This is a genomic window from Streptomyces sp. NPDC086519 (assembly GCF_040686075.1).
GTDB classification, from domain to species: Bacteria; Actinomycetota; Actinomycetes; order Streptomycetales; family Streptomycetaceae; genus Streptomyces; species Streptomyces shenzhenensis.
On sequence record NZ_JBFBJL010000044.1, the window covers coordinates 51665 to 74443 of the forward strand.

Here is a 22779-nt window from a genome sequence, read left to right on the forward strand (position 1 = left end):
CCGAGACGACCCCTTCGCAGCCGATGCAGCCGATGCCGCCGCAGCCGCCGGACGGCGCGTTCGAACCGTACAAGCCGCGCAGCCCGGAGGTCCGGGCGGTGCTGGACGCCCTGGGCAGGTTGCGGCAGGACCTGTTCAAGGACGCCTTCGCCTACCGGCCGCTGCCCCCGATGAGCATCGACCGCTCATTCGTCCGCCGTCTCCCCGTCCGGTGGCGGGAGTACGCGGCCTGGACCCCGCATCTCGTGGTGGCCGCGGCCGGCGCGGTGGCGCTGCTGGTGACCGTCGCGGACCGCCCGGTGGGATCGCCCGGGGGCCTGCTGTCCGGCCTGCTGGTGGTGGCACCGGTGCTGCTCACGCTGGCGCGTCCGGTCGCCGCCTTCTGGCTGTCGCTCGCGGCGAGCTGGGCCGGCTCCCTGCTGAGCAGCTCCTGGGACGACTGGCCGTGGACGTCGGGCAGCTTCCTCTCCCACCTGGTGGTGCTCGCGGTCGTCGCGGTCCGCACCCGTCCGCGCACGGCGGCCTGGATGTGGGCGATCACCGCGTTCTACGGTTTCACGACCGTCTCGACCCTGGGCGCGGGCCACTACGACAACGACGTCGGCTCGATGCTGGTCCTCTCCGCGATAGCCCTGCTGGCCGTCACCGTCCGGCAGATCCGCAGGGAGGCCGAGCAGACGGTGACCGCGCAGCAGACGCAGACGGCGCACGAGCGTTCCCGGCGCACGCTCCTCGAAGAGCGCACGACGATCGCCCGCGAACTGCACGACGTGGTCGCCCACCACATGTCCGTCGTCGCCATCCAGGCGGAAGCCGCCCCCTACCGGGTGGAGAACCCGCCGCCGGAGTTGGAGAAGGCGTTCGTCACGATCCGGGAGAACGCGGTGGCGGCGCTCACCGAACTGCGCCGTGTGCTGGGCGTGGTCCGTGCCGAGGACTACGAGGCGCCGGACGCCCCGCAGCCCACCCTCGCCGAGCTGGACGGGCTGCTCGACAACGTGCGGCAGGCGGGGCTGACCGTCGACAAGGGGGTGACCGGCGCGGTGCGTGAACTCCCGCAGGGCGTCGAGCTGTCGGCCTACCGGATCGTGCAGGAGGCGCTGAGCAACACCCTGCGCCATGCGCCGGGAGCGAGCGCCCGCGTCGAGATCGGCTACGTCATCGGCGGCCTGGGCCTGCGGGTGGTCAACGGCCCGCCGCCGCGGCCCGCCCTCATCAAGCCGTCCCCGGGCGCCGGCCACGGCATCACCGGCATGCGCGAGCGGGTCTCCATGCTGAACGGCGAGATGACGGCGGCCCCGACGTCCGAGGGAGGCTACGAGGTGACGGTCTTCCTGCCCGTCGCCACCGCCCGCGAAGGTGACGCATGAGCATCGGCACCATCCGTGTACTGATCGCCGACGACCAGATGATGGTGCGCGAGGGCTTCTCGGTCCTGCTGAACGCGATGCCGGACATCGAGGTCGTCGGTGAGGCGGTCAACGGCCGTCAGGCGGTGGAACGCGTCCGTGAACTCGCCCCCGACGTGGTCCTGATGGACATCCGCATGCCCGAGCTGAACGGTATCGAGGCGACCCGCGAGATAGTCGCCGCCGACACCACGGCCAAGGTCCTCGTCCTGACCACCTTCGACCTCGACGAGTACGTCTACCAGGCCCTGCGCGCCGGAGCCTCCGGCTTCCTGCTCAAGGACGCCTCGGCCCGCCAGCTCGCCGACGGCGTCCGGGTGGTGGCGGCCGGCGAGGCGCTGCTGGCCCCCTCGGTCACCAGGCGCCTGATCACGGAGTTCTCCAAACTCTCCGACACCCCGCGCCTGATGCCCACGGCCCACGCGGCCTACGGCGACCTCACCGACCGGGAGACGGAGGTCCTGGTCCTCATCGCCCAGGGCCTGTCCAACGCGGAGATGGCGGAGCGTCTGGTGGTGGCCGAGTCGACCATCAAGACCCACGTCAGCCGGATCCTGGTGAAGCTGGGCCTCAGGGACCGTACCCAGGCGGCGGTGTTCGCGTACGAGGCACGGCTGGTGACGCCGAAGTAGGCGGGGTGGCACACATGCCATGAGCACAGGCGTTGTTGCGATTCGGTCGCGGGCGGTACAGGGGTGGACACGGTGTGCTCAAGTCGTGTTTGAATGGTGAAGAAATCAGCCAGGTGGCTGGTTCCAGCCGTCCCCGTCCCCGCGTCTTTCCCCTTCTGGCCGACTCCCGTTTCCCCGGCGGGAGTCGTCGCCGTCCCCGTTTCGCGCGAAGAAAGCTGCCGCGATGACCGCTGATGTGTCCGAGTTCCACTATGGCCTGGTAACTCCGATAGCCGCCTACCTCATGGCATGTCTGGGCGCCGTGCTGGCCCTGCGCTGTACGACCCGCTCGATCGGTCGCGGGCGCGAGGAGAAACGATTCGGCTGGCTTGCTCTGGGCGCGGTGTCCCTCGGCTGCGGCATCTGGGCCATGCACTTCATCGCGATGATCGGCTTCAGCGTGGACGGCGCCCTGGTGAGCTACGACGCCGGCCGGACGGTGCTGAGCCTCGGCGTCTGCGTCGCGGTGGTCGCGCTCGGCGTCTTCCTGGTCGGCTACCGGGGTTCGGGCCCCGTCACCCTGGGCACCGCGGGCGTCCTCACCGGTCTCGGCGTGGCGGCGATGCACTACCTCGGCATGACCGCGATGAACACCGGCGGCACCGTGCACTACGACACCACGGTCGTCGTCCTCTCCGTGGTGATCGCCGTGGTCGCCGCGACCGCCGCGCTCTGGGCGGCGGTGTCGATCAGCGCGGTCTGGGCGACCGTCGGCGCCAGCCTGGTGATGGGCGCGGCCGTCTCGGCCATGCACTACACCGGCATGGCCGGGGTGAGCGTCCACGTCGTGCAGGCGCAGGCGGCCGGCCAGTCCTCGACGAGCCTGCTGGCCTTCCTGCTGGTCATGCTGGCCGGCCCGGTGGCAGCCCTGATCCTGGCCGCGGCGATCGTCATGTTCGACCCCGAGGTGGTGGGCGGCGGCCGACGCGACCGGACCGCCACGGGTCCCTCGGCCCCGGGCCTCCCCGCGCCCCAGCAGCAGCCCTGGGCCCCCACCGACCGTCCGCAGTCCCTGGCGGACCGGCGTTACACGTCCTGACCCCGAGCGCTCGGCGTCATCCCGGCCGTGGCGACGCCGGGCCCCAAGGACCGTACCCAGGCGGCGGAGTCCGCCCCGAGGCAGGGCCGGTGACACCGGGGCACGAAGAGGGTGCCGGTGTCACCGGGGCGCGTAGAGGGTGCCGGCCCGGGCCAGGACGGTGCCGGGGCGCCGCCGGCTCCGGTCAGTCGTGCCGCGGCGCTCTCACCCTCACCACGCGGGACGTGCCGAGCACTCTGCCCTGCGCGTTCAGTGCCTCCACCCGGAAATACGGTCCGCGGGCCTTCGTGGTGACGGCTGTCTCGAACCCGGAGCGTGGGGCGTGCCGGACCACGACCGACAGCGAGCGGGGGCCGGCCCCGGCGAGTACCCGCCACGCCCTGGTCTGGGTCGAACCGTTCCAGGAGGCGTAGACGACGCTCCCTGCGCCGCGGGTCCGTGCCGCGGCGTCCGGGGGGTAGTACGGGGTGCCGGTCCATTCGTTCCGGAAGGCTCGGTACGAGATGTCGGCGCCCGGCAGCCGCGCGTCGTAGAGCAGGTTCCGCGAGGGGTTTTCCTGGGTGTTCCCCTCGCCCGCGTACTCGGAGTAGTACGGGCTCTGGCCCCATCCGACGAACGCGTCGCCGTTGGGAAGGGCCTGGGTGTTTCCCTGGGTCGGTGACTCCAGCGGCGGCTGGTGGTAGTACGTCCTGTCCACGGTCGCCTTCCGGCGGCGGAAGTCGAGGTTGAGGACCAGGCCGTGCGAGACCTGTTCGGGGGCGCCGTCGGGCAGGTCGCAGCAGCCGTCGTCGAACATGCTGATCCGGTTTCCCGGCCGGTACCGGGCATCGTGCTGCCAGTAGAAGTCCGCGCCGGGGCCGAAGGTGAAGTCGCTCCTCTTCCCTCCGATCTGGTAGCGGATCCGCCCGGATGCCTTGGCGACGTCGTAGACCGCCCACATGTTCCGGGCCGAGATCAGCAGCCGGCCGTCGGGGCCCTCGTCGACGGAGTTGATGTGAAAGGCGTCCCACACCCCGTCGGACGACGACGCGCTGGAGACCGGCTCCTCGGAATCCGCGGGGTCGAGGTGGTCCAGCGCGTTCCAGGAGAAGAGCAGTCGGCCCGTGGCGAGGTCGACCTCCTGGATCTCGCTGTTCTCGATGGAGCCGTTCTTCGGTCCTCCGTAGGGCGTGAGGTCCACGGGCACGGGCCTGGACGCGATGAACAGCGCGGTACCCCTGCGGGTCAGGGTGAACTCGTGCTCGTCCGGGTAGTAGCCGTGCTGCGCGAAGACCGTCCTGAGCAGGCGGTAGTGCCGGTCGTAGATGTAGTAGCACCCGCCCGGTTCCGGGGAGCCCGCCGGCAGGTTCGTGTACCACGGTGGCAGGGCGAGGCTGCCCTGCCACCAGGTCAGCACCGGCTGCCCCTGGCCGCTGCGGGCGTCGTAGTACGTCTGGACCTTGAAGTCGGCGTTCTGGAGGTTGGTGGAGGGGAGCGGGCGGAACCAGACCGGATCACCGGAGTTGTCGTTGATCAGCGCCCCGGTCTGGCCGATCATCCTGTCCGCGCTGAACGGGCCCACGAAGATGCCTCCGCGCGCCGTCCCCGGTCGGTTCGCGGTCACGGTCACCCGCATGGGGTGAAGGTCCGGCCTGGAGACGAAACTCCACACGTCGCTGCCCGAGAGGACCGGGGGCGGAGTGCTCTGCGACGGCGGGAAGGGTTTCGTCGCGCACGGACGGGAGGTGGGCCCGTGGGGACTTGCCGCCGCCGTGGGCAGGCAGCTCGCGACGACACACCCCGCGGCGAGGACGCAGGCCCCGACAGCGCGACGGATCCGTTTGCCTGAGCGGCGAGACCGCGGCTCCAGTGTCGCCATTGCCGACCTCCGGGATGCTCGGGACGAGGGGTTCCCGGGGACGGTAAGCGGGAGGGGCGTCCCGGCCTGCTCGAAAGCCGTTCAAGTGGGCCGTTCGGCGGACGCGGTCTCACCCGGACAGGCGGCCGATACGGCTGGGCTCACACCGTCGCCCACCCATTCCGGCCCGGTAGCGGGTCACCGGCCTGTCGGGCGGTGTCCGTCAGCCCGCCACGTCCCCGCACGTGAGCGGCCACGAACCGGGCCTCATGCGGCCGCGGACGTCTGTGCCCTGGCCTCACGCACCCCGCGCAGGGCGCCGGACCAGGCGATCACCTGGTCGAGCATCCCGTCCACGGCGGCGCCGAGGCCGTCCTGGGGGACGAAGGTGCCGGTGCGGAACGAGGGGTGTGTCGAGATGGTGGGCTGGGCACGGACCGTGGCCACCTGGAGTTCGGCGAGGACCAGCCGCAGCGCCTCGGCGGCTCGGGCCCCGGCGACCCAGCCGCCGTAGCTGATGATTCCGGCGGCCTTGTCGTTCCACTCCCGGTAGACGTAGTCCAGGGCGTTCTTGAGGGCTCCGGGGTAGGAGTGGTTGTACTCGGGGACGAGGAACACGTAGCCGTCGAAGCTGTCGATGAGCGCGCCCCAGGTGCGGGTGTGGTCGTGCTGGTACTGCTGGAAATTGGGGTTTCCGGGCTCGTCCAGGTTGCCGAGGTCGTGGTCGGCGAGGTCGACGAGTTCGTAGTCGGCGCCGCCGTGGGCACGGGCGGCTTCCAGCGCCCAGGCGGCGATCTGGTCGCCCCGGCGTCCGGGGCGGGTGCTTCCGAGGATGAGTGCGATGCGCAGCGGCATGGTCTTCCCTCCGGGAGAGTTGTCGCGTCAACTCTAGATCTGACGGAGTTGAAGTGACAACTCTGCTGGTCGCGCTATGCTCGGCGACATGACGGAGACGCGATCGCTGGATCCCGAGGAGTGGGAGTTCTGGAACGCCTGGATGCGCGCGCAACGCCTGCTCACCAGGGAGCTGGAGCGTGGTCTGCAACGTGACTGCGACATCTCCAAGGCCGAGTTCAGTGTGCTGGTGACGCTGTGGCGGGCAGCCGGCCGCGAGATGCGTGTTGGCGAGCTCTCCGAGTCGCTCGACTGGGACAAGGGCCGCGTCTCACATCAGCTGACGCGTATGGAGAAGCGCGGTTTCGTCAAACGCAGCCAGTACGGGGCCGACGGCCGCCGCGCGGGGATCGGGCTGACCGCCGAAGGCCGCCGCGCCGCCCAGAACGCCACCCTGGTGCACGGCGGCAACATCCGTCGCCACTTCCTCGACTCGCTGACCCCCGAGCAGGCGTCAGCCCTCCGGACATGGAGCGAGCAGGCGGTCGGCCGCCTCGACGAGGCACGGCGCGGCCGGACCACCGGCGACGACGCGAACTAACTGCGATCGCGGCGGACCGGGCGTCCTCGCTGGTGAACTCGCGGGCGTGGAGGACTTGGGGCGATGAAGCGGCGTCTGCCGAGGCCGAGCCGGGGCAGGTGTCGGCTGACAGTCCGCCGGTCGATCACGAAACCGATGCTCACAAGTTCGTCGGTGATCCGTTGCGCGGACCACTTGTGCTCGCGGCGGGACGTGTCTGGCACCGCTTCACGAGCCGCCTACGGCCCTCGACGCTCAGGGGCGCGTTCGCGTGGGGCACTCGTCGTCCTCTCGAAGTCAGACGACGGCAGGCGCAACACCTGCGGTGGGCGCCTGCCGCGTTGTGGACTTTCAGTCCCGCGGTGCGACGCGGATACGGTTCCCGTCAGGATCGGCTGCGAGGAAGGTCAGCCCGAACCCCGCATCATGAGGCTCGTGCAGGATCGTGACGCCCTTGGACTGCCACTGCTTGAAGATCGCGTTGATCTCGTCGGGCCCACCGCCGACGGCCAGGCAAACCTCACTGGTACGCGGGACGTCCGGTGACAGATCCTCGAACTGGCCAGACCACAGAGCGAGGTCAGCGCCCGGCCCGAGGTCGAAGGTGATGTATCCCGGAGTCTCGAACGAAGGGCTCATGCCGAGGAGGCCGCCGTAGAAACGAGCTGCGGCGGGAGCGTCGTTCACATAGACGATGGACACGACGGATGCGGTCATGGTTGTCCTTCTCACAGGTCGTAGGTACGCATCCACCAGCCTGATCCGAATATGCGCCGCATCGTGTCGCAATTCCTGAAAAGACTTGGCGTGTGACCCCAGACCGCTTTTTCACCCTGATGCTGCTCCTCGGATCGAGGGATGCCGTGACCACACAGGAACTTGCCTCGGCGCTCGGGGTGTCCCTTCGAACCATCACCCGGGACCTGAACTGGCTCCGCGACGCCGGACTGCCGGTGACCGCACACCGGGGCCGCCTCGGAGGCGTGACCATGCTGCCCGGGTCCGGGCTCGATCTCACACGACTCACGCCGGACGAGCGTGATCATCTGTCGCTCACTGGGCTGGACGAGAAGCAACGTGCGGAGCTCAACGCATCGGTCGAAAGCCGGCGCGCGCTCTCCAAGATCATGGCTACGCAGCCACGTCGAGTTCATGAGCTCCTGCCGCTCACCGACGTAGTGCACGTGGACAGCCGCCCCTGGCTCCAGGCACGAGCTTCCGGCACGACTCCGGCTTCGCTGATCGGCGCAGTGCGGCGAGGCCGCCGACTGCGGATCGAGTACGACAGCCCACGCGAATCATGCCCGCGCGACCTGGTCGTGGATCCCTACGGGCTGTTCGCCAAGGCCGGCATCTGGTATCTCGTCGCCGACTGTGCCCGAGTGCCACGGATGTACCGACTCGAACGGATCACGACGTGGAATGAAGTCGACCAGCCACGACGGATCCGCGAGAGCCAGACCCTGGCCACCGTCGCCGCAGCGCTCATTGACCAGTGGGAACACAAGTACGCGATAGAGGTCAGCGCCACCATCGACCAGACCCAGATCGAGCGAGCGCAACGGGTCTTTGGCCAGCGACTCGTCCGGGACGACCATGGAGAATCCGCCACCGGCCACAAGGTGACGATCCGCTTCCTGCATCTGGAGGACGTGCGAGCACTACTGCCGTTCGGGAGCGCCATCACTGTGCACGGCCCCACCGAAGCCAGGGCCCGCCTCCGCGACCTCGCCACCAACCTTGCCCACCACTATGCGCCGTCACCAACGTCCTGACCGGCAACAACTAGGCTCGCCCCATGACAGAGCCGCCCCTCACCGAAGTCGAGATTGTCGAGGCAGAACGCGAACTCGGTGTGTCCTTTCCCGAGGAATACCGGGCGTATCTTCGCGAGGTGAGCGCGGGCGGGGCGCTCCTCCGGCTCGAGCGGACTGGGCGTGGTTGGTGGTGGGCCGGCAATGATGAGTGGCGGCACGAGTTGCTGTCCATTCCCTTTCCGCATCCCGACTCCTATGCCGAGAGCGACGACGACCTGATGGCACGTGAGCCACAGGCTGAGGCGTTTGAGGACGACGCCGCGTATCGGACAGCTTGGCGTGCCTGGGCCGACGAGGCCGACACGTCCGAGGACCTGAAGACGGCCGGTGCGGTCGTCGTCCAGGAGCACGGCTGCGGCTTCTCCACCCTGTTGGCGCTGACCGGCTCGCTGGCTGGCACGGTGTGGTGGGACGGACGAGCTACTTGTGATCGGATCGTCCCACTCTCTTTGGACCACGTCACTGGCGCCCGGCCCATCCGATTCCGGGAGTGGTTGGACCACGGTTCATGGGCACTGTTGCCGCCGGACTGGGGGCCGCGCCTTGCGCCCAACCCTGTCGTTCACCGCTAGGTTCCAGCCTCTTGGCCAGCGTCGGGCCCATATGAGGATGCCCGCCAAGTGGAGTGCCGCCTGGTAGGCGATCGCGAGCTTGTCGGTTCGTGTGGCCAGGCCGCGCCACTGCTTGAGACGGTTGATGCACCGCTCGACGGTGTTCCGCTGCTTGTATGCCTCGCTGGGTGCGGCGGTGGTCGGCCCACCGCCGTCCGCGGACCGATCCGGTCCCACATCGCGTCGGTGATCACTGATCGGACGGACACATCCGATCAACTGATCACGAACGCCGCCGATACGGCCCTGGGCGTTGTCGACGGGCCCGTGGCCCGGCCGTCGGCGAAGCGGCGCGGGTGACGCGCGAGCGCTACGTGACGGCGCGCGGGGGCCGGCGGTTTCGTCACGCCGCCGCGAGTTCGCACCACACGTACTTGCCCCGATTCCCGAACCGGGACAGCGGCTGCCAGCCCCACAGGTCCGAGCAGGCCCGGACGAGGGTGAGTCCTCTGCCGCCGTCCTCCTCGTCACCGTCGGCAGCCACCTTCGACTCGCTGGGAAAGACGGGAGGCTCGGGGTCCGCGTCCCACGCGCCGACCCGCAGCACCCCGGTGGCCCAGCGCACCCGCAGGGCCACCGGGCCCTTCGTGTGCCGTACGGCGTTGGTGACCAGTTCCGCCGCGAGCAGTTCCGCCGTGTCGACCACCCTGATCAGGCCGTGCATCGTGAGGATCAACCGCAGGGTACGGCGGCAGATCGGGACGGCTCGGGGGTCGTTGGGGAGGTAGAGGGAGTACTCCCAGGAGTCGCCTTCGGGCATGCGTGAACTCCGTTCCACTGGTGGGGGGTTGCGGTCAACGGGCGGTGGCATTGCCGCAGCCGCCGTGGCAGGGCGGAGCAGTGCGCTTCCGGGGTCCCGGGGTTCCGCAGCGTGTGCGTTGCGTGACTGACAGTATTTCCTAGACTTAGGAAAGTGCAACCCGCTGCCGTATTCTGGCGCTCGAACGAGGTACATCGACGGGGGAGTTAGCGAGGAGGCCCCGGTTGCCGCCGAAGAGGCATCTCACGGCCCGACGCATGCGGCTGGGCGCCGAGCTGCGGAAACTGCGCGAGGCGACGGGCATGACGGCCAAGGAGGCGGCCGCCCTGTTGGAGGCCGACGCCGTCCAGATGAGCCAGATCGAGTCCGGCACCGTAGGGGTGAGCGCCAAACGCGTGCGCCGCCTCGCCGCCAACTACGCCTGCACGGACGAGTCGTTGATCGAAGCGCTGGTCATGATGGCGACCGACCGGACGCGGGGCTGGTGGGAGGACTACCGGGGAGTGCTGCCTCAGGTGAACCTGGACGTCGCTGAGGCGGAACATCATGCGACGAACCTGCAAGACGTCGTCATCACTCGTATTCCGGGGCTCCTTCAGACGCCGGACTACGCCCGCGCGGTGTTCGCCTACATGAACCCTGGGCTGCCTGAGAGCGCGGTGGACGTCAAGGTGGAGTACCGCATGAGGCGTCGTACGGTCATCGAGGGCGACAACCCCACCTCGTACGAGGCGATTGTCCATGAGATGGCCCTGCGTCTCCGCGTCTCCGACCGGGGGTCCTCGCGGGCCCAACTTCGGCAGATCCTTGACTTGGTGGAGCAGGGGCACGCCACTGTGCGCGTCATCCCCACCGACCAGGATGGTTTCGCCGGTTCCGGGGCCTCGATGATGTATGTGGGAGGGCCGGTGCCCCAGCTGGACACCGGGCTGCGTGACTCACCCGCCGGCGTCGCGTTCATCGATGCCGAATCCCAGCTGAATCAACTGCGCGCGTTGATGCGTAGGGTGGCGAATGCGGCGCTGGACCCGGCGGCGTCCCGCGACTTCATCCACCGCGTGTCGAAGGAACTGTGATGAACTGGCGTAAGTCCACGTACTCCGATGGCGGCGAGGGCGACACCTGCGTAGAAGTGGCCACCCTCCCCACCCGAATAGCCGTCCGCGATTCCAAAGCCCCAACTCGCGCCATCCTCTCCTTCCCCGCCCCCGCCTTCGCCGCCCTCGTGGAGCACCTCAAGGCCGCCTCGGATGGGCGGAAGGGGCCGTGATGAACTGGCGGAAGTCGACGTACTCCAGCGGAGGTGATGGCGACACCTGCGTAGAGGTGGCCACCCTCCCCACCCGAATAGCCGTCCGCGATTCCAAAGCCCCAACTCGCGCCATCCTCTCCTTCCCCGCCCCCGCCTTCGCCGCTCTCGTCGAGCACCTGAAGCGGGCCCCCGCAACGGTCGGCCGGGGTCTGTGAAACCGCGTGGTGCCGCGGTAGTTCCGGATCACCACGCGCCTCAACGGCAAGTGCCCCGCCTCCAACGGCGACAACGTCGTGAACCTCCCCGGCGCCTGGGCCCTGAGACACCCCTGGTCAGGAGGGGGACCGGCGGTCTAACGTCCGTTCATGGCAGCCTTCGACCCCTGGGACCCGGACTTCCTGGCCGACCCGTACCCCTCCTACGCCGAGCTCCGCGCCCAGGGCCGGGTGCAGTACTTCGAGCCCACGAACCAGTGGCTGGTCCCGCACCACGCGGACGTGTCCGCGCTGCTGCGGGACCGGCGGCTCGGGCGGACGTACCAGCACAGGTTCACGCACGAGGAGTTCGGGCGGACCCCGCCGTCCGCCGAACACGAGCCGTTCCACACGCTCAACGACCACGGCATGCTGGACCTGGAACCGCCGGACCACACCCGCATCCGGCGGCTGGTGTCGAAGGCGTTCACGCCGCGCACGGTCGAGCGGCTGGCGCCGTACGTGGCGCGGCTCGCCGGCGAGCTGGTCGACGGGCTGGTGGAGAAGGGCGGCGGCGACCTGCTCAGGGATGTCGCCGAGCCCCTCCCCGTCGCCGTCATCGCCGAGATGCTGGGCATTCCGGAGGCGGACCGGGCACCACTGCGGCCCTGGTCGGCGGACATCTGCGGGATGTACGAGCTGAACCCGTCCGAGGACACGGCCGCGAAGGCGGTGCGGGCGTCCGTCGAGTTCTCCGACTACCTGCGGGAACTGATCGCCGAGCGGCGCAAGGAGCCGGGGGACGACCTGATCTCCGGGCTCATCGAGGCGCACGACGAGGGCGACCGGCTCACCGAGCAGGAGATGATCTCCACCGCCGTACTGCTGCTGAACGCCGGCCACGAGGCCACCGTCAACGCCACGGTCAACGGCTGGTACGCCCTCTTCCGCAATCCGGAGCAGCTGGCCGCCCTGCGCGCCGACCACTCCCTGGTCCCCACCGCGATCGAGGAGCTGATGCGGTACGACACCCCGCTCCAGCTCTTCGAACGCTGGGTGCTGGACGAGATCGAGATCGACGGCACGGTCGTCCCGCGGGGCGCGGAGATCGCCATGCTCTTCGGCTCCGCCAACCACGACCCCGAGGTGTTCCGCCACCCCGAGAACCTCGACCTCACCCGCCGCGACAACCCGCACATCTCCTTCAGCGCCGGCATCCACTACTGCATCGGCGCCCCGCTGGCCCGGATCGAGCTGGCCGCGTCCATGTCCGCGTTGCTGGAACGGGCCCCGACGCTGAGCCTGGCGGCGGAGCCGCGACGGAAGCCGAACTTCGTGATCCGGGGGCTGGAGGGGCTGAACGTCGAGGTGGGGTGATCACCCGTTCGGATGATCACCGACCCATTTCAGGTGATGGTCGCGAGCGACTCGTCAAGCTGGTGCCTGCCTGCGAAGGGAGGCACCCTGACGGTTATGGCAGAGCGCGCGTCGTCACAGTTGTCAGTGGACACTTTCGAGCGGATCGCCGAATTCGCCGAGCGTATGGACGAGACCGTCAGCTTCGAGTTCATCGGCGGACGGATCGGGGTCAAGAAGGTGACGAACGGCAGCCACGGCGAGATCGCGATGTGGTTGGTCTTCCACTGCAAGCAAGCACGGCCCGACCTCACCCTCAACCCGACGGGTCAAGGGCTGAAGGTCGAGGCGTGTCGCAGGGGCCGTGCCAAGCCCGACGCCGTGCTCGCGCCAGTCGGACACTTCAACGGGTTGGGGGACTGGGTCGACCCTTCCGGCGTGTTGATGGCAGTCGAGATCACCTCCTACGACTCGGACACCCACAACCGTGACCGTGTGGAGAAGCCCCAGGCGTACGCCGAGGCCGGGATCCCCGTCTACCTGCTGATCGACCGTGACAATCTGTCGATCCTCGTGCACAGCGACCCGGCCCCGGAGGACGGATACCGGGACATCCACGTGGTGAAGCTCGGAGGCAAGGTCGCTCTCCCCGACCCCGTCGGCATCGAACTCGACACCGAGGAACTCAAGCAGTACTGCGGTTGAGGGGCCGCCGTCAGCCCGTCAGCCCGTCAGGTCCCGGCGCCGCAGCCCCGCCAGGCCGGTGGCCGTCAGTGCCGTGGCCAGGGCCAGCAGGACCAGCACCGGCCCCCACGCCATCTCCCCGCCCGGCAGCTTGGGCAGGTGGCCGAAGGGGGAGAGGTCCAGGACGAGTCGGGGGGCGTCGAGCGCCGGGCCGACCCAGCCGATCAGCAGGACGGCCACCGCCACGCCCCAGGCGGCCGGGGCCAGGCGGGGAGCCACGCCGTACAGGAGCACCGCGACCCCGCCGATCACCCAGACCGCCGGGAGCTGCACCAGGCAGGCGGCCAGGATCGGGCCGACCTGCCTGCCGTAGCCGACGGCGAAGCCCGCCCCGGCGAGCAGCATGATCAGGGCCGCGCCGGCGAACGCGATCGTCAGATGGCCGGCCGCCCAGCGCAGGCGGCTCACCTGGCAGGACAGGAGCGGCTCGGCGCGGCCCGAGGTCTCCTCGGCGTCCAGGCGCAGGACCGACGCCACGACGTACAGCGCGGCGATCAGGCCCAGCATGCCGACCATCGAGGCGAGGAACGCGTCCGTCAGCCCGCTCTGGCCGCCCATCCGTTCGAAGATCTGGCGGGCGTTCTGGTTGTCGCCCACCATGTCGGCCGCGCCGTCCGTCAGGCCGCCGTAGACCACGCCGGCCAGGAAGAAGCCGAGCGACCAGCCGAGCACACCGCCGCGCTGGAGCCGCCAGGCGAGGGCGGAGGCGGAGCCGAGGCGGCCGGTGGCCGGGCCGGGGCGGGTGGGGAAGAAGCTCATGCCGAGGTCCCGGCGGCCCGCGAGCACATACGCCGCGAGACCCTGAAGCAGCGCCGCCGCCGCGAAGACCAGGAGCACCCACCAGCGTTCGGCGGCGAAGGGGCGCAGGTTCTCCAGCCAGCCCAGCGGGGAGAGCCACGTCCACACCGACCCCCCGTCGGTTGTCGCCGAGTCGCCCGCCGCGCGGAGCACGAAGGCCGCGCCCAGGACGGCCGACGTCAGGCCCCGCGCCAGGCGGGCGCTCTCCGTGAGCTGGGCGACGATCGCCGCCGCCGTCGCGAAGACCATGCCGGTCGCGGCCAGCCCGAGCCCCAAGGAGACCGCACCGGCCGTGCCCTGACCCGCCAGCCCCGCGGTGATGAGCAGCGCCACCACCCCGTTGGCGACCGCCGCCGCCAGCAGGGCCGCGGTCAGCGACGCCCGGCGGCCCACCGCGCCCGACGCCACGAGTTCCGCGCGGCCGCTCTCCTCCTCGTCGCGGGTGTGCCGTACGACGATGAGCAGGCTGGTCACGGCCGCGAGGAGACCTGCGAACACGCCCACCCGCCAGGCCGTCAGGCCGCCGAGCGAGGTGTCGTAGAGCGGGCCGATCAGGGCGCGGAAGGAGGCGTTGGTCCGCACCTGGCGGAGCAGGTCGGCGCGTTCGGCCACCGTGCCGTACAGGCTCTTCAGCGTGCTCGGCATGGAGAGGACCATCAGGGCGTTCACCGCGATCCACACCGGGGTCGTCACGCGGTCGCGGCGGAGCGCGAAGCGCAGCAGGGTGCCGGTGCCGGCGAGGCCGGAGAGGGTCGTCATCGCGCGGCCGCCTCGTCCTGGTAGTGGCGGAGGAAGAGCTCCTCCAGGGTCGGGGGTGTGGAGGTGAGGGAGCGGACGCCGGTCTCGGACAGCGCGCGGAGTACGGCGGTGAGCTGGTCGCTGTCCACCTGGAGACGGATCCGGCGGCCCTGGACGTCCAGGTCGTGGACGCCGGGGAGGTGCGCCAGCCCGTTGGGGGGACCGGCGAGTTCGGCGGTCACGCTGGTGCGGGTGAGGTGGCGCAGGTCGGCGAGGGAGCCGGCCTCGACGGTGCGGCCGCCCCGGATGATGCTGACGCGGTCGCAGAGCTCCTCGACCTCGCTCAGGATGTGGGACGACAGCAGGATCGTCCGGCCCCGGTCGCGCTCCTCCTCCACGCAGCGCTGGAAGACCTCCTCCATCAGGGGGTCGAGGCCGGTGGTCGGCTCGTCGAGGATCAGCAGGTCGACGTCGGAGGCGAAGGCGGCCACCAGGGCCACCTTCTGCCGGTTGCCCTTGGAGTACGTACGGCCCTTCTTCGTCGGGTCGAGTTCGAACCGGTCGAGCAGGTCGGCCCGGCGGCGGGCGTCGAGGCCTCCGCGCAGGCGGCCGTAGAGGTCGATGACCTCGCCGCCGGAGAGGTTGCGCCACAGGGTCACGTCGCCGGGGACGTAGGCGATCCGGCGGTGCACCTCCACGGCGTCCGTCCAGGGGTCGCGGCCGAGGATCTGCGCGGCGCCCGAGTCGGCGCGCAGCAGGCCGAGCAGCACCCGGATCGTGGTCGACTTCCCGGCGCCGTTGGGACCGAGGAAGCCGTGCACCTCGCCGCTCTCGACGGCCAGGTCGAGGCCGTCCAGGGCATGAGTGCGGCCGAAGGACTTGTGGAGCCCGGCGACCGTGATTGCCTTCGTCATGACTCCGAACGTACGCTTCTTTCAGAAAATTGTGAAGTTACGGAAGTGTGTGAAGCTCGGATAGGGTGGAGGTCATGACGGAAACAGCCGGTGGCCGGGACGCGGAGGCCGTGTCGAAGTTCGTCGAGTCCTTCGCGGCACAGCTCGTCGAGGCCGGCATGCAGCGCATGCCGGCCCGGGTCTTCGCCGCGCTGCTCTCCTCGGACGAGGGCGCGCTGACCTCCGCCGAGCTGGGTGAACGGCTGCGGATCAGCCCCGCCGCGGTGTCCGGGGCGGTGGGTTACCTGACGATGACGCACATGATCGCGCGGGAGCGGGAGCCCGGTTCGCGGCGGGAGCGGTACCGGGTGCACGGCGACCAGTGGTACGAGGCGCTGACCAACCGGGAAGCCGTGATCAAGCGCTGGGAGGCCGCCCTGCGGGAGGGGGTCGCCAGCCTCGGCCCCGACACCCCGGCGGGGCGGCGGCTGGCCGAGACGCTGGCGTTCTTCGAGTTCGTGGACGAGGAGATCGTGAAGATGATGGAGCGCTGGCGGGTCCATCGCGAGAAGCGGTTCGGCGAGGCGCCCCGGTAGGGGTGCGGGGAACCGCGCTCAGCGTTCCCTGGTTTCCTCCAGCACCGTCCGCCCCAGCAGCGCGTACCGCTCCGGCGACCGGCGCTTGAGGTACTGCGCGTAGCCGATGCCGGTGCCCGCCACCAGCGCCACCAGCCACGGTGTCGCCTTCAGCAGCAGGGAGCCGGACTCGGTGCCGGCCGCGGCACCCATGTTCGAGATCAGCAGGGCGACCACGCCGAGCATCGCGATGCCGCCGACGAGCGGGGCGGCGAAGGTCCGGAACCAGTGCCGGCTCTCGGGGTGGTTGCGGCGGAAGTAGACCAGCACCGCGAACGAGCAGACCGCCTGCACGACCAGGATCGCCATGGTGCCGAGGATGGCGAGGAGGACGTACAGGGCGTTGTACGGGTCCTTGCCGGCGATCCAGAACGCGGCGATCAGGACGGCGGAGATCACCGTCTGCACCAGGCCCGCGACGTGCGGGGAGCCGTGCCGGGCGTGGGTGCGGCCGACGGTGCGCTGGAGCGGGGGGAGGACGCCCTCCCGGCCCAGCGCGTACATGTAGCGGGCGGCGCAGTTGTGGAAGGCCATGCCGCAGGCGAGCGAGCCGGTGACCATCAGCCACTGCATGAGGACGACCGCCCAGTGGCCGACGTAGTGCTCGGTCGGGTTGAAGAAGAGCGCGAGCGGGTTCGCGGAGGAGGCCGCCCGCACGGCCGCCGCCTCGCCGTTGCCGGTGATGGCCATCCAGGAGACGAAGACGTAGAAGACGCCGACGCCGAGGACCGAGATCAGCGTCGCCTTGGGGATGATCCGCTTCGGGTCGCGGGACTCCTCGCCGTACATCGCCGTCGACTCGAAGCCGACCCAGGACCAGAAGGCGAAGAAGAGGCCGAGGCCGGCTGACGTGCCCTTGAAGGCGTTGACCGGGTTGACCGGGGCGAAGGTGAAGCCGTGCGGGCCGCCGCCGTGCAGGGCGACCGAGATCGCCATCGCCGCGAGGACGGTCACCTCGGTGCCGAGAAGGACGACGAGGAGCTTCTCGGCGACGCTGACGCCGAACCAGGTGCCGGTCGCGTTGATGGCGAGCATCAGGATCGCGAACGCCCACCAGGGGACGTCGAGGCCGGTCTGGTCCTTGAGCGTCGTGTTGGCGAAGACCGAGAAGATGCCGATCAGCGCCGGTTCGAAGACGACGTACGCGAAGGTGGCGAGCAGCCCCGAGGCCAGGCCCGCGGTGCGGCCGAGACCGTAGGAGATGAAGCCGTAGAAGGCGCCCGTCGAGGTGATGTGCTTCGCCATCGAGGTGAAGCCGACGGAAAAGATCGCCAGCACGACCATTGCGACGAGATAGCTCGCCGGGGCGCCGATGCCGTTGCCGGACGACACCATGAAGGGCACGTTGCCGGTCATCGCGGTGATCGGCGCGGCGGTCGCGACGGCCATGAAGACCACGCCGAGCAGACCGATCGCGTTGGGCTTGAGCCGGTGAACCGTGCCCTCGCCGCCGTCTGTTCCGGTCGCCGGGGCGACTCCCTCGTCCACTGCCATCGGGGTGGCCCCTCTCCTGCTGTTCGTCGGCTGTACTGGACCGGAACTCTGTGGGCCGAATGAGTCGGCCGAGGACCTCGGGGCGTTAAATGTTTGTCAACCAGACCTTTAGAAATCTGGCGCAACCTGCCGGCAACACCCGGCTCGTACGGTCGCCGCCATGACCACGTACACGGCCACCCTCGGCGGCGAACGCCACCGCTTCGGCTCCCTGGCCCGGCTGCTGGCCGCCGCGAGCCCCGAACGCTCCGGCGACCGGCTGGCCGGTCTCGCCGCGGCCGGCGCGCGGGAGCGGGTCGCGGCCCGCTGGGCGCTCGCCGAGGTGCCGCTCGCGACCTTCCTGACCGAACCGGTGATCCCGTACGAGGACGACGACGTGACCCGGCTGATCCTGGACACGCACGACGCGGCCGCCTTCGCACCCGTCGCCGGGCTGACGGTCGGCGAGTTCCGGGAGTGGCTGCTGACGGCGGACGCCGGGGCGCTGGCCGCGGTGGCGCCGGGGCTCACGCCGGAGATGGCCGCCGCCGTGTCCAAACTGATGGGGAACGCGGACCTGGTGGCCGTCGCCCGCAAGGTGCGGGTGGTCACCGCGTTCCGCTCCACGATCGGGCTGCCCGGCCGGCTGGCCACCCGCCTCCAGCCCAACCACCCCACCGACGACCCCGCGGGCGTCGCGGCCGCCCTCCTCGACGGCCTCCTCCTCGGCTCCGGCGACGCGGTCCTCGGCATCAACCCGGCGACGGACAGCCCGAAGGCGGTACGGGACCTGCTGGACCTCCTGGACGGCGTGATCACCCGCTACGCCATACCCACCCAGTCCTGCGTGCTCTGCCACGTCACCACGAGCGTGGACCTGATGGCGCGCGGCGCCCCGGTCGACCTGGTCTTCCAGTCCATCGCCGGAACGCAGGCCGCGAACGCCTCCTTCGGCGTGACCCTCGGCCTGCTCGACGAGGCGTACGAGGCGGCGCTCGCGCTCGGCCGCGGAACCGTCGGCGACAACGTCATGTACTTCGAGACCGGGCAGGGCAGCGCGCTGTCGGCGGACGCGCACCACGGGGTGGACCAGCAGACGGTGGAGGCACGGGCGTACGCGGTCGCCCGCCGCTACCGCCCGCTCCTGGTCAACACCGTCGTCGGCTTCATCGGCCCCGAGTACCTCTACGACGGCCGCCAGATTCTCCGGGCCGCCCTGGAGGACCACTTCTGCGGCAAGCTCCTCGGCCTGCCGATGGGCCTGGACATCTGCTACACGAACCACGCCGACGCCGATGACGACGACATCGCCACCATGCTGACCATGCTCGCCGTCGCGGGCGCCTCCTTCGTGATCTGCACACCGGGCGGCGACGACATCATGCTCAACTACCAGTCCGCCTCCTACCACGACGCGCTCTACCTGCGAGAGGTGCTCGGCCTGCGCCCGGCACCGGAGTTCGAGACGTGGCTGGAGTCGATCGGGCTCCTGGACGAGAACGGCGGCCTGCGCGAGGCCGACGGCCACCCGCTGACGGCGATCGGAAGGGAACTGGCCGCATGACCGACGTGACTGGGGTGGCGGACATGATCGATGTGGCCGATGTGGCCGATGTGGCCGATGTGGCTGGCGTGGCCGGCGTGGCTGGCGTGGCCGGCACGGTCGGCGTGGCCGGCACGGTCGGGGTGGCCGGCGAGGCCCCCGGTGGCCTCGACGAGTTGTGGACGGTGCTGCGGCGGCACACCCAGGCGCGGATCGGCCTCGGCCGCTCCGGCTCCGCCCTCCCGACCCGGCACCGCCTGGGCCTCCAGGCCGCCCACGCCGCGGCCCGGGACGCGGTGCACTCGCCGTTCGAGCCGGACAGGGTCGCCGCGGGGCTGACCGGTCTGCCGACGGTACGGGTGCGCAGCGCGGCCGGTGACCGGCCGACCTATCTCCAGCGCCCCGACCTCGGCCGCCGGCTGAACCCCGTGGACCGGGCGCACCTGCCGGCCGGCGGGGAGTGGGACGCGGTCTTCGTGGTCGCCGACGGGCTGTCCAGCCGGGCGGTGCACGAGCACGCGGCGGCGGTGCTGCGGGCGACGGCGGCTCGCCTCGCCGACTGGCGCATCGCCCCGGTCGTGCTGGCCGAGCAGGCCCGGGTGGCCCTCGGCGACGACATCGCGCACGCGATGGGCACGGCCCTGGTGGTCGTCCTCATCGGCGAACGCCCCGGCATGTCGGCGGCGGACTCGCTGGGCGCGTACCTGACCCACCGGCCGGTGCCGGGCGTGACGACGGACGCCGACCGCAACTGCCTGAGCAACATCCGCCCGCCGCGAGGCCTCGGCTACGAGGCGGCGGCGGAGAAGCTGGCGGGCCTGATGGGGAGGGCTCGGGAGCTCGGGCGGACGGGGGTGGAGCTGAAGGACGAAAGCGATCACGGAGATGTGACCGGCCGGATACTCTGAGTGGTGGCTGGTCTGCGTCACGGGGGCGCATCATGACGTTGATGACCGAGCGACCGACGACAAGCGGCACCGAGCCCGACAGCTTCGAGGAACTGCTCGACACCACATGCAGGAAGAGCAGGCCACCGTCTGCTGGACGCCCTCGGCCGAGGGCTACGAGTCACACTGCACCATGCCGTTCGGCGAGAAGCTCCCGGTGCCCGCGCCATTCGACTGCACCCTCGACACCACCGGCTTCCGCGCCCCCACTAAGACGCCCCCGGCACCGTGAGCCCCCAGGCCCCCTCCACCACCCGCCACGTCCGCCGCCGCACCGGCCCCGCCACCCCGCCGTCGGCCCGGTAGCGGAAGTCCGCGCCGGTCACCGTGACCGTCCGGCCCGCGGCCCGTACCGGGGTCGCCTCCGCGCCCACCGACAGGGGGTGCACCTCCACCTCGGCGAGGCCGTCGCGGCCGCCCGGGGTCACCGAGATGTTCTCCACCGGCTGGTCCAGGTCCACCACCGTCTCGCCGTCGACCTCCAGCCGCAGCCGCGTCGGCGGGCGGGGCACGGCCGGCATCGGGCGGGCGGCCGACAGGGACCGTACGAGGTGCTGGTACGGCCGCAGCCACCCGCGCGCCGCCGCCGACTCCGTGACCTGAGCCAAGGCCGTCACCGGCGGGATCCGCAGATCGCCCAGCACCACCCCGTCGCTGTCGTCGACCAGGAGGTCCATCCGGCGCTCCACGCCGTCCAGGACCGCCCGCGCCGCCGCCACCGCACCGGCGGGCACCCCGAGCGTGTACGCGACGCTCAGCGCGCCCCCGACCGGGACCATGGAGAGCACGCATCCGGCCAGCTCCCGGCGGCGGTGCAGCAGGCTCACCGCACGGACCAGGGCGCTGTCGTCGCCGACGACCACCGGCCGCCGCGAGCCCCGGCGGGCCAGCACACGGGCGAATTCCTCGGGCCCCGCCGGCATGCACACCTTCGTGGCCGCACCCGCGCTGAGCACGTCTTTCGCGATCCGGACGGATTCCCCGTCCGTTTCCCGTGCCGCCGGATCGATGATCACAAGCAGCTGATCGGACGTCGCGAATGTCGCCACCTCGGTCGTGCCTCGCTTCCTCGGGTAGCATCACTGTGCAAGAGCCCCTTGCGCTATTGCGCCAGGGGCTTCGTCTATTCCGGGGCATCCGGTCCGACGGTTGCGCGGCCAACGACGGTCGCGGTGGTACGCGGCGCGAACCTTACGCGTACGCCCCTGACCTTGGACATGCCCCGCCCGGAAGGGGTGTACGCGCGTGCCCGCACTTGTGCTGCTCGGTGCTCAGTGGGGTGACGAAGGCAAGGGAAAGGCGACGGACCTGCTAGGCGGCTCCGTCGACTATGTGGTGCGCTACCAGGGCGGCAACAACGCCGGTCACACGGTCGTCGTCGGCGACCAGAAGTATGCGCTCCACCTCCTCCCTTCCGGAATCCTCTCACCCACGTGTGTCCCGGTCATCGGCAACGGTGTCGTCGTCGACCCCTCGGTCCTGCTCTCCGAGCTGAGCGGTCTGAACGAGCGTGGCGTCGACACGTCCAAGCTCCTCATCAGCGGTAACGCGCACATCATCACGCCGTACAACGTGACCGTCGACAAGGTGACGGAACGCTTCCTCGGAAAGCGGAAGATCGGTACGACCGGGCGCGGCATCGGCCCGACCTACGCCGACAAGATCAACCGGGTCGGCATCCGGGTCCAGGACCTCTACGACGAGTCGATCCTGACCCAGAAGGTCGAGGCGGCCCTCGGCGCCAAGAACCAGATGCTCACCAAGCTCTACAACCGGCGCGCGATCGCCGCCGAGCAGGTCGTCGAGGAACTGCTGGGCTACGCGGAGAAGCTCGCTCCGTACGTCGCCGACACGGTCCTGGTCCTCAACCAGGCCCTGGAGCAGAACAAGGTCGTCCTCTTCGAGGGCGGCCAGGGCACGCTCCTGGACATCGACCACGGCACGTATCCGTTCGTCACGTCCTCGAACCCGACCGCGGGCGGTGCCTGCACCGGCTCCGGTGTCGGCCCGACGAAGATCGGCCGGGTCATCGGCATCCTCAAGGCGTACACGACCCGCGTCGGCGCCGGTCCGTTCCCGACCGAGCTCTTCGACGAGGACGGTGCCGCGCTGCGCCGGATCGGCGGCGAGCGGGGTGTGACGACGGGCCGGGACCGCCGCTGCGGCTGGTTCGACGCCGTCATCGCCCGCTACGCGACCCGCGTGAACGGCCTGACCGACTTCTTCCTCACCAAGCTGGACGTGCTGACCGGCTGGGAGCAGATCCCGGTCTGCGTCGCCTACGACATCGACGGCAAGCGGGTCGAGGAACTCCCGTACTCCCAGACCGACTTCCACCACGCGAAGCCGATCTACGAGACGCTGCCCGGCTGGTCCGAGGACATCACCAAGGCCAAGTCCTTCTCGGACCTGCCGAAGAACGCCCAGAACTACGTCAAGGCGCTGGAGGAGATGTCCGGCGCCCCGATCTCCGCGATCGGCGTGGGGCCGGGCCGCGACGAGACGATCGAGATCAACTCGTTCCTGTAGGCGGGACGCAGCGGTGGGGGGGGGCCCGCCCCCCGCGGTGCCACGTAGGCGCCGCGGTTAGACGCCCCGGTTGAGCGCCCCAACAAAAGGGCGCTGAGGGGCAAATGAGGAAGAGAGGG

At 70.3% G+C, this 22779-nt stretch carries 24 protein-coding genes and 2 pseudogenes; 16 read left to right on the forward strand and 10 right to left on the reverse strand.

The window, feature by feature from the left end; genetic code table 11:
- Window positions 1-23: 23 nt before the first annotated feature.
- The 3 genes from AB0P24_RS32905 to AB0P24_RS32915 all read left to right on the forward strand — a co-directional run bounded on the left by AB0P24_RS32905 (window position 24) and on the right by AB0P24_RS32915 (window position 3119).
- Window positions 24-1370, forward strand: a complete 1347-nt coding sequence (locus tag AB0P24_RS32905) for a histidine kinase (protein ID WP_365800494.1) — start codon at window positions 24-26, stop codon at window positions 1368-1370.
- Entirely contained in the window at window positions 1367-2041 is a 675-nt protein-coding gene (locus tag AB0P24_RS32910) for a response regulator transcription factor (protein ID WP_365800446.1), read from the forward strand. Before AB0P24_RS32905 ends, AB0P24_RS32910 begins: the two co-directional genes overlap by 4 nt.
- Before the next feature lie 223 nt (window positions 2042-2264).
- A complete protein-coding gene (locus AB0P24_RS32915) occupies window positions 2265-3119 on the forward strand; it encodes an MHYT domain-containing protein (RefSeq protein ID WP_365800448.1) in 855 nt (284 codons plus the stop codon).
- Window positions 3120-3303: 184 nt separating this feature from the next.
- On the opposite strand, the gene AB0P24_RS32920 is transcribed toward AB0P24_RS32915, so the two are convergent.
- On the reverse strand, window positions 3304-4722 hold the full coding sequence (locus AB0P24_RS32920) for an arylsulfotransferase family protein (RefSeq protein WP_365800450.1): 1419 nt from the start codon (window positions 4720-4722) through the stop codon (window positions 3304-3306).
- A gap of 501 nt (window positions 4723-5223) precedes the next feature.
- The gene (locus AB0P24_RS32925) at window positions 5224-5811 is read right to left on the reverse strand and encodes an NAD(P)H-dependent oxidoreductase (protein WP_365800452.1); all 588 of its coding nucleotides are present in this window, start codon (window positions 5809-5811) and stop codon (window positions 5224-5226) included.
- Window positions 5812-5899: 88 nt separating this feature from the next.
- On the opposite strand from AB0P24_RS32925, the gene AB0P24_RS32930 reads away from it, so the two are divergent.
- Window positions 5900-6391, forward strand: a complete 492-nt coding sequence (locus AB0P24_RS32930; protein ID WP_365800454.1) for a MarR family transcriptional regulator — start codon at window positions 5900-5902, stop codon at window positions 6389-6391.
- Window positions 6392-6444: 53 nt separating this feature from the next.
- Here the strand turns inward: AB0P24_RS32930 and AB0P24_RS32935 are convergent.
- Together AB0P24_RS32935 and AB0P24_RS32940 are read right to left on the reverse strand one after the other, a co-directional pair.
- Window positions 6445-6650, reverse strand: a pseudogene (locus tag AB0P24_RS32935) (hypothetical protein); the annotation flags it as partial.
- Window positions 6651-6721: 71 nt separating this feature from the next.
- Entirely contained in the window at window positions 6722-7087 is a 366-nt protein-coding gene (locus tag AB0P24_RS32940; protein ID WP_365800456.1) for a VOC family protein, read from the reverse strand.
- Between the two features lie 92 nt (window positions 7088-7179).
- On the opposite strand from AB0P24_RS32940, the gene AB0P24_RS32945 reads away from it, so the two are divergent.
- Both AB0P24_RS32945 and AB0P24_RS32950 read left to right on the forward strand, forming a co-directional pair.
- Window positions 7180-8145: a WYL domain-containing protein gene (locus AB0P24_RS32945; RefSeq protein WP_365800458.1), complete on the forward strand. Its 966-nt coding sequence runs from the start codon at window positions 7180-7182 to the stop codon at window positions 8143-8145.
- 23 nt (window positions 8146-8168) lie between these two features.
- Window positions 8169-8759 (forward strand): SMI1/KNR4 family protein, encoded by a 591-nt coding sequence (locus AB0P24_RS32950; protein WP_365800460.1) that lies wholly within the window; start codon window positions 8169-8171, stop codon window positions 8757-8759.
- Here the strand turns inward: AB0P24_RS32950 and AB0P24_RS32955 are convergent.
- Together AB0P24_RS32955 and AB0P24_RS32960 are read right to left on the reverse strand one after the other, a co-directional pair.
- Window positions 8694-8924 (reverse strand): annotated as a pseudogene (locus tag AB0P24_RS32955) (hypothetical protein); the annotation flags it as partial. The gene AB0P24_RS32950 and the pseudogene AB0P24_RS32955 overlap by 66 nt on opposite strands.
- 217 nt (window positions 8925-9141) lie before the next feature.
- Window positions 9142-9558, reverse strand: coding sequence for an ATP-binding protein (locus AB0P24_RS32960; RefSeq protein WP_365800462.1), 417 nt, complete (start codon window positions 9556-9558; stop codon window positions 9142-9144).
- A 257-nt stretch (window positions 9559-9815) separates the two neighbouring features.
- Here AB0P24_RS32960 and AB0P24_RS32965 point away from each other — a divergent pair, with 257 nt between their 5' ends.
- The 5 genes from AB0P24_RS32965 to AB0P24_RS32985 all read left to right on the forward strand — a co-directional run bounded on the left by AB0P24_RS32965 (window position 9816) and on the right by AB0P24_RS32985 (window position 13065).
- Window positions 9816-10634, forward strand: a complete 819-nt coding sequence (locus AB0P24_RS32965) for a DUF5753 domain-containing protein (RefSeq protein WP_365800464.1) — start codon at window positions 9816-9818, stop codon at window positions 10632-10634.
- The gene (locus tag AB0P24_RS32970; RefSeq protein ID WP_365800466.1) at window positions 10634-10828 is read left to right on the forward strand and encodes a DUF397 domain-containing protein; all 195 of its coding nucleotides are present in this window, start codon (window positions 10634-10636) and stop codon (window positions 10826-10828) included. Before AB0P24_RS32965 ends, AB0P24_RS32970 begins: the two co-directional genes overlap by 1 nt.
- Entirely contained in the window at window positions 10828-11025 is a 198-nt protein-coding gene (locus tag AB0P24_RS32975) for a DUF397 domain-containing protein (RefSeq protein ID WP_365800468.1), read from the forward strand. Before AB0P24_RS32970 ends, AB0P24_RS32975 begins: the two co-directional genes overlap by 1 nt.
- A 150-nt stretch (window positions 11026-11175) precedes the next feature.
- On the forward strand, window positions 11176-12381 hold the full coding sequence (locus AB0P24_RS32980) for a cytochrome P450 (RefSeq protein ID WP_365800470.1): 1206 nt from the start codon (window positions 11176-11178) through the stop codon (window positions 12379-12381).
- 87 nt (window positions 12382-12468) lie between these two features.
- Window positions 12469-13065, forward strand: a complete 597-nt coding sequence (locus tag AB0P24_RS32985; RefSeq protein WP_365800496.1) for a Uma2 family endonuclease — start codon at window positions 12469-12471, stop codon at window positions 13063-13065.
- An 18-nt stretch (window positions 13066-13083) separates the two neighbouring features.
- On the opposite strand, the gene AB0P24_RS32990 is transcribed toward AB0P24_RS32985, so the two are convergent.
- Together AB0P24_RS32990 and AB0P24_RS32995 are read right to left on the reverse strand one after the other, a co-directional pair.
- Window positions 13084-14661, reverse strand: coding sequence for an ABC transporter permease (locus AB0P24_RS32990; RefSeq protein WP_365800472.1), 1578 nt, complete (start codon window positions 14659-14661; stop codon window positions 13084-13086).
- Window positions 14658-15554, reverse strand: coding sequence for an ABC transporter ATP-binding protein (locus AB0P24_RS32995; protein WP_365800474.1), 897 nt, complete (start codon window positions 15552-15554; stop codon window positions 14658-14660). The genes AB0P24_RS32990 and AB0P24_RS32995 overlap by 4 nt, the downstream gene beginning before the upstream one ends.
- A gap of 74 nt (window positions 15555-15628) precedes the next feature.
- Between AB0P24_RS32995 and AB0P24_RS33000 the strand changes: the two genes are divergently transcribed.
- A complete protein-coding gene (locus AB0P24_RS33000) occupies window positions 15629-16129 on the forward strand; it encodes a MarR family transcriptional regulator (protein WP_365800476.1) in 501 nt (166 codons plus the stop codon).
- Window positions 16130-16147: 18 nt separating this feature from the next.
- On the opposite strand, the gene AB0P24_RS33005 is transcribed toward AB0P24_RS33000, so the two are convergent.
- Window positions 16148-17662, reverse strand: coding sequence for an APC family permease (locus AB0P24_RS33005; RefSeq protein WP_365800478.1), 1515 nt, complete (start codon window positions 17660-17662; stop codon window positions 16148-16150).
- Between the two features lie 160 nt (window positions 17663-17822).
- Here AB0P24_RS33005 and AB0P24_RS33010 point away from each other — a divergent pair, with 160 nt between their 5' ends.
- The 3 genes from AB0P24_RS33010 (at window position 17823) to AB0P24_RS33020 (ending at window position 20363) form a co-directional block, all read left to right on the forward strand.
- Window positions 17823-19205 (forward strand): ethanolamine ammonia-lyase subunit EutB, encoded by a 1383-nt coding sequence (locus AB0P24_RS33010; protein WP_365800480.1) that lies wholly within the window; start codon window positions 17823-17825, stop codon window positions 19203-19205.
- Window positions 19202-20092 (forward strand): ethanolamine ammonia-lyase subunit EutC, encoded by an 891-nt coding sequence (gene eutC, locus AB0P24_RS33015; protein ID WP_365800482.1) that lies wholly within the window; start codon window positions 19202-19204, stop codon window positions 20090-20092. The genes AB0P24_RS33010 and eutC overlap by 4 nt, the downstream gene beginning before the upstream one ends.
- A gap of 106 nt (window positions 20093-20198) precedes the next feature.
- A complete protein-coding gene (locus AB0P24_RS33020; RefSeq protein WP_365800484.1) occupies window positions 20199-20363 on the forward strand; it encodes a hypothetical protein in 165 nt (54 codons plus the stop codon).
- Here AB0P24_RS33020 and AB0P24_RS33025 read toward each other — a convergent pair.
- Window positions 20341-21180 carry a diacylglycerol kinase gene (locus tag AB0P24_RS33025; protein ID WP_365800486.1) on the reverse strand — a complete coding sequence of 280 codons (840 nt, stop codon included), beginning with the start codon at window positions 21178-21180 and terminating at the stop codon, window positions 20341-20343. The genes AB0P24_RS33020 and AB0P24_RS33025 overlap by 23 nt on opposite strands.
- A 196-nt stretch (window positions 21181-21376) precedes the next feature.
- On the opposite strand from AB0P24_RS33025, the gene AB0P24_RS33030 reads away from it, so the two are divergent.
- Window positions 21377-22660: an adenylosuccinate synthase gene (locus AB0P24_RS33030; protein WP_365800488.1), complete on the forward strand. Its 1284-nt coding sequence runs from the start codon at window positions 21377-21379 to the stop codon at window positions 22658-22660.
- The last annotated feature ends 119 nt before the right edge of the window (window positions 22661-22779 follow it).

Excerpts from the sequence above, each read along its gene's own strand:
- AB0P24_RS32980 (WP_365800470.1), top strand. The coding sequence starts at position 11,176 with ATGGCAGCCTTCGACCCCTGGGACCCGGACTTCCTGGCCGACCCGTAC.
- AB0P24_RS33020 (WP_365800484.1), top strand. The coding sequence starts at position 20,199 with ATGCAGGAAGAGCAGGCCACCGTCTGCTGGACGCCCTCGGCCGAGGGC.
- AB0P24_RS32930 (WP_365800454.1), top strand. The coding sequence starts at position 5,900 with ATGACGGAGACGCGATCGCTGGATCCCGAGGAGTGGGAGTTCTGGAAC.
- AB0P24_RS32940 (WP_365800456.1), bottom strand. The coding sequence starts at position 7,087 with ATGACCGCATCCGTCGTGTCCATCGTCTATGTGAACGACGCTCCCGCC.
- AB0P24_RS32990 (WP_365800472.1), bottom strand. The coding sequence starts at position 14,661 with ATGACGACCCTCTCCGGCCTCGCCGGCACCGGCACCCTGCTGCGCTTC.
- AB0P24_RS32995 (WP_365800474.1), bottom strand. The coding sequence starts at position 15,554 with ATGACGAAGGCAATCACGGTCGCCGGGCTCCACAAGTCCTTCGGCCGC.
- AB0P24_RS32950 (WP_365800460.1), top strand. The coding sequence starts at position 8,169 with ATGACAGAGCCGCCCCTCACCGAAGTCGAGATTGTCGAGGCAGAACGC.
- AB0P24_RS32905 (WP_365800494.1), top strand. The coding sequence starts at position 24 with ATGCAGCCGATGCCGCCGCAGCCGCCGGACGGCGCGTTCGAACCGTAC.
- AB0P24_RS32910 (WP_365800446.1), top strand. The coding sequence starts at position 1,367 with ATGAGCATCGGCACCATCCGTGTACTGATCGCCGACGACCAGATGATG.
- AB0P24_RS32925 (WP_365800452.1), bottom strand. The coding sequence starts at position 5,811 with ATGCCGCTGCGCATCGCACTCATCCTCGGAAGCACCCGCCCCGGACGC.
- AB0P24_RS33005 (WP_365800478.1), bottom strand. The coding sequence starts at position 17,662 with ATGGCAGTGGACGAGGGAGTCGCCCCGGCGACCGGAACAGACGGCGGC.
- AB0P24_RS32960 (WP_365800462.1), bottom strand. The coding sequence starts at position 9,558 with ATGCCCGAAGGCGACTCCTGGGAGTACTCCCTCTACCTCCCCAACGAC.
- AB0P24_RS32965 (WP_365800464.1), top strand. The coding sequence starts at position 9,816 with ATGCGGCTGGGCGCCGAGCTGCGGAAACTGCGCGAGGCGACGGGCATG.
- AB0P24_RS32970 (WP_365800466.1), top strand. The coding sequence starts at position 10,634 with ATGAACTGGCGTAAGTCCACGTACTCCGATGGCGGCGAGGGCGACACC.
- AB0P24_RS33010 (WP_365800480.1), top strand. The coding sequence starts at position 17,823 with ATGACCACGTACACGGCCACCCTCGGCGGCGAACGCCACCGCTTCGGC.
- eutC (WP_365800482.1), top strand. The coding sequence starts at position 19,202 with ATGACCGACGTGACTGGGGTGGCGGACATGATCGATGTGGCCGATGTG.
- AB0P24_RS32915 (WP_365800448.1), top strand. The coding sequence starts at position 2,265 with ATGACCGCTGATGTGTCCGAGTTCCACTATGGCCTGGTAACTCCGATA.
- AB0P24_RS33000 (WP_365800476.1), top strand. The coding sequence starts at position 15,629 with ATGACGGAAACAGCCGGTGGCCGGGACGCGGAGGCCGTGTCGAAGTTC.
- AB0P24_RS32975 (WP_365800468.1), top strand. The coding sequence starts at position 10,828 with ATGAACTGGCGGAAGTCGACGTACTCCAGCGGAGGTGATGGCGACACC.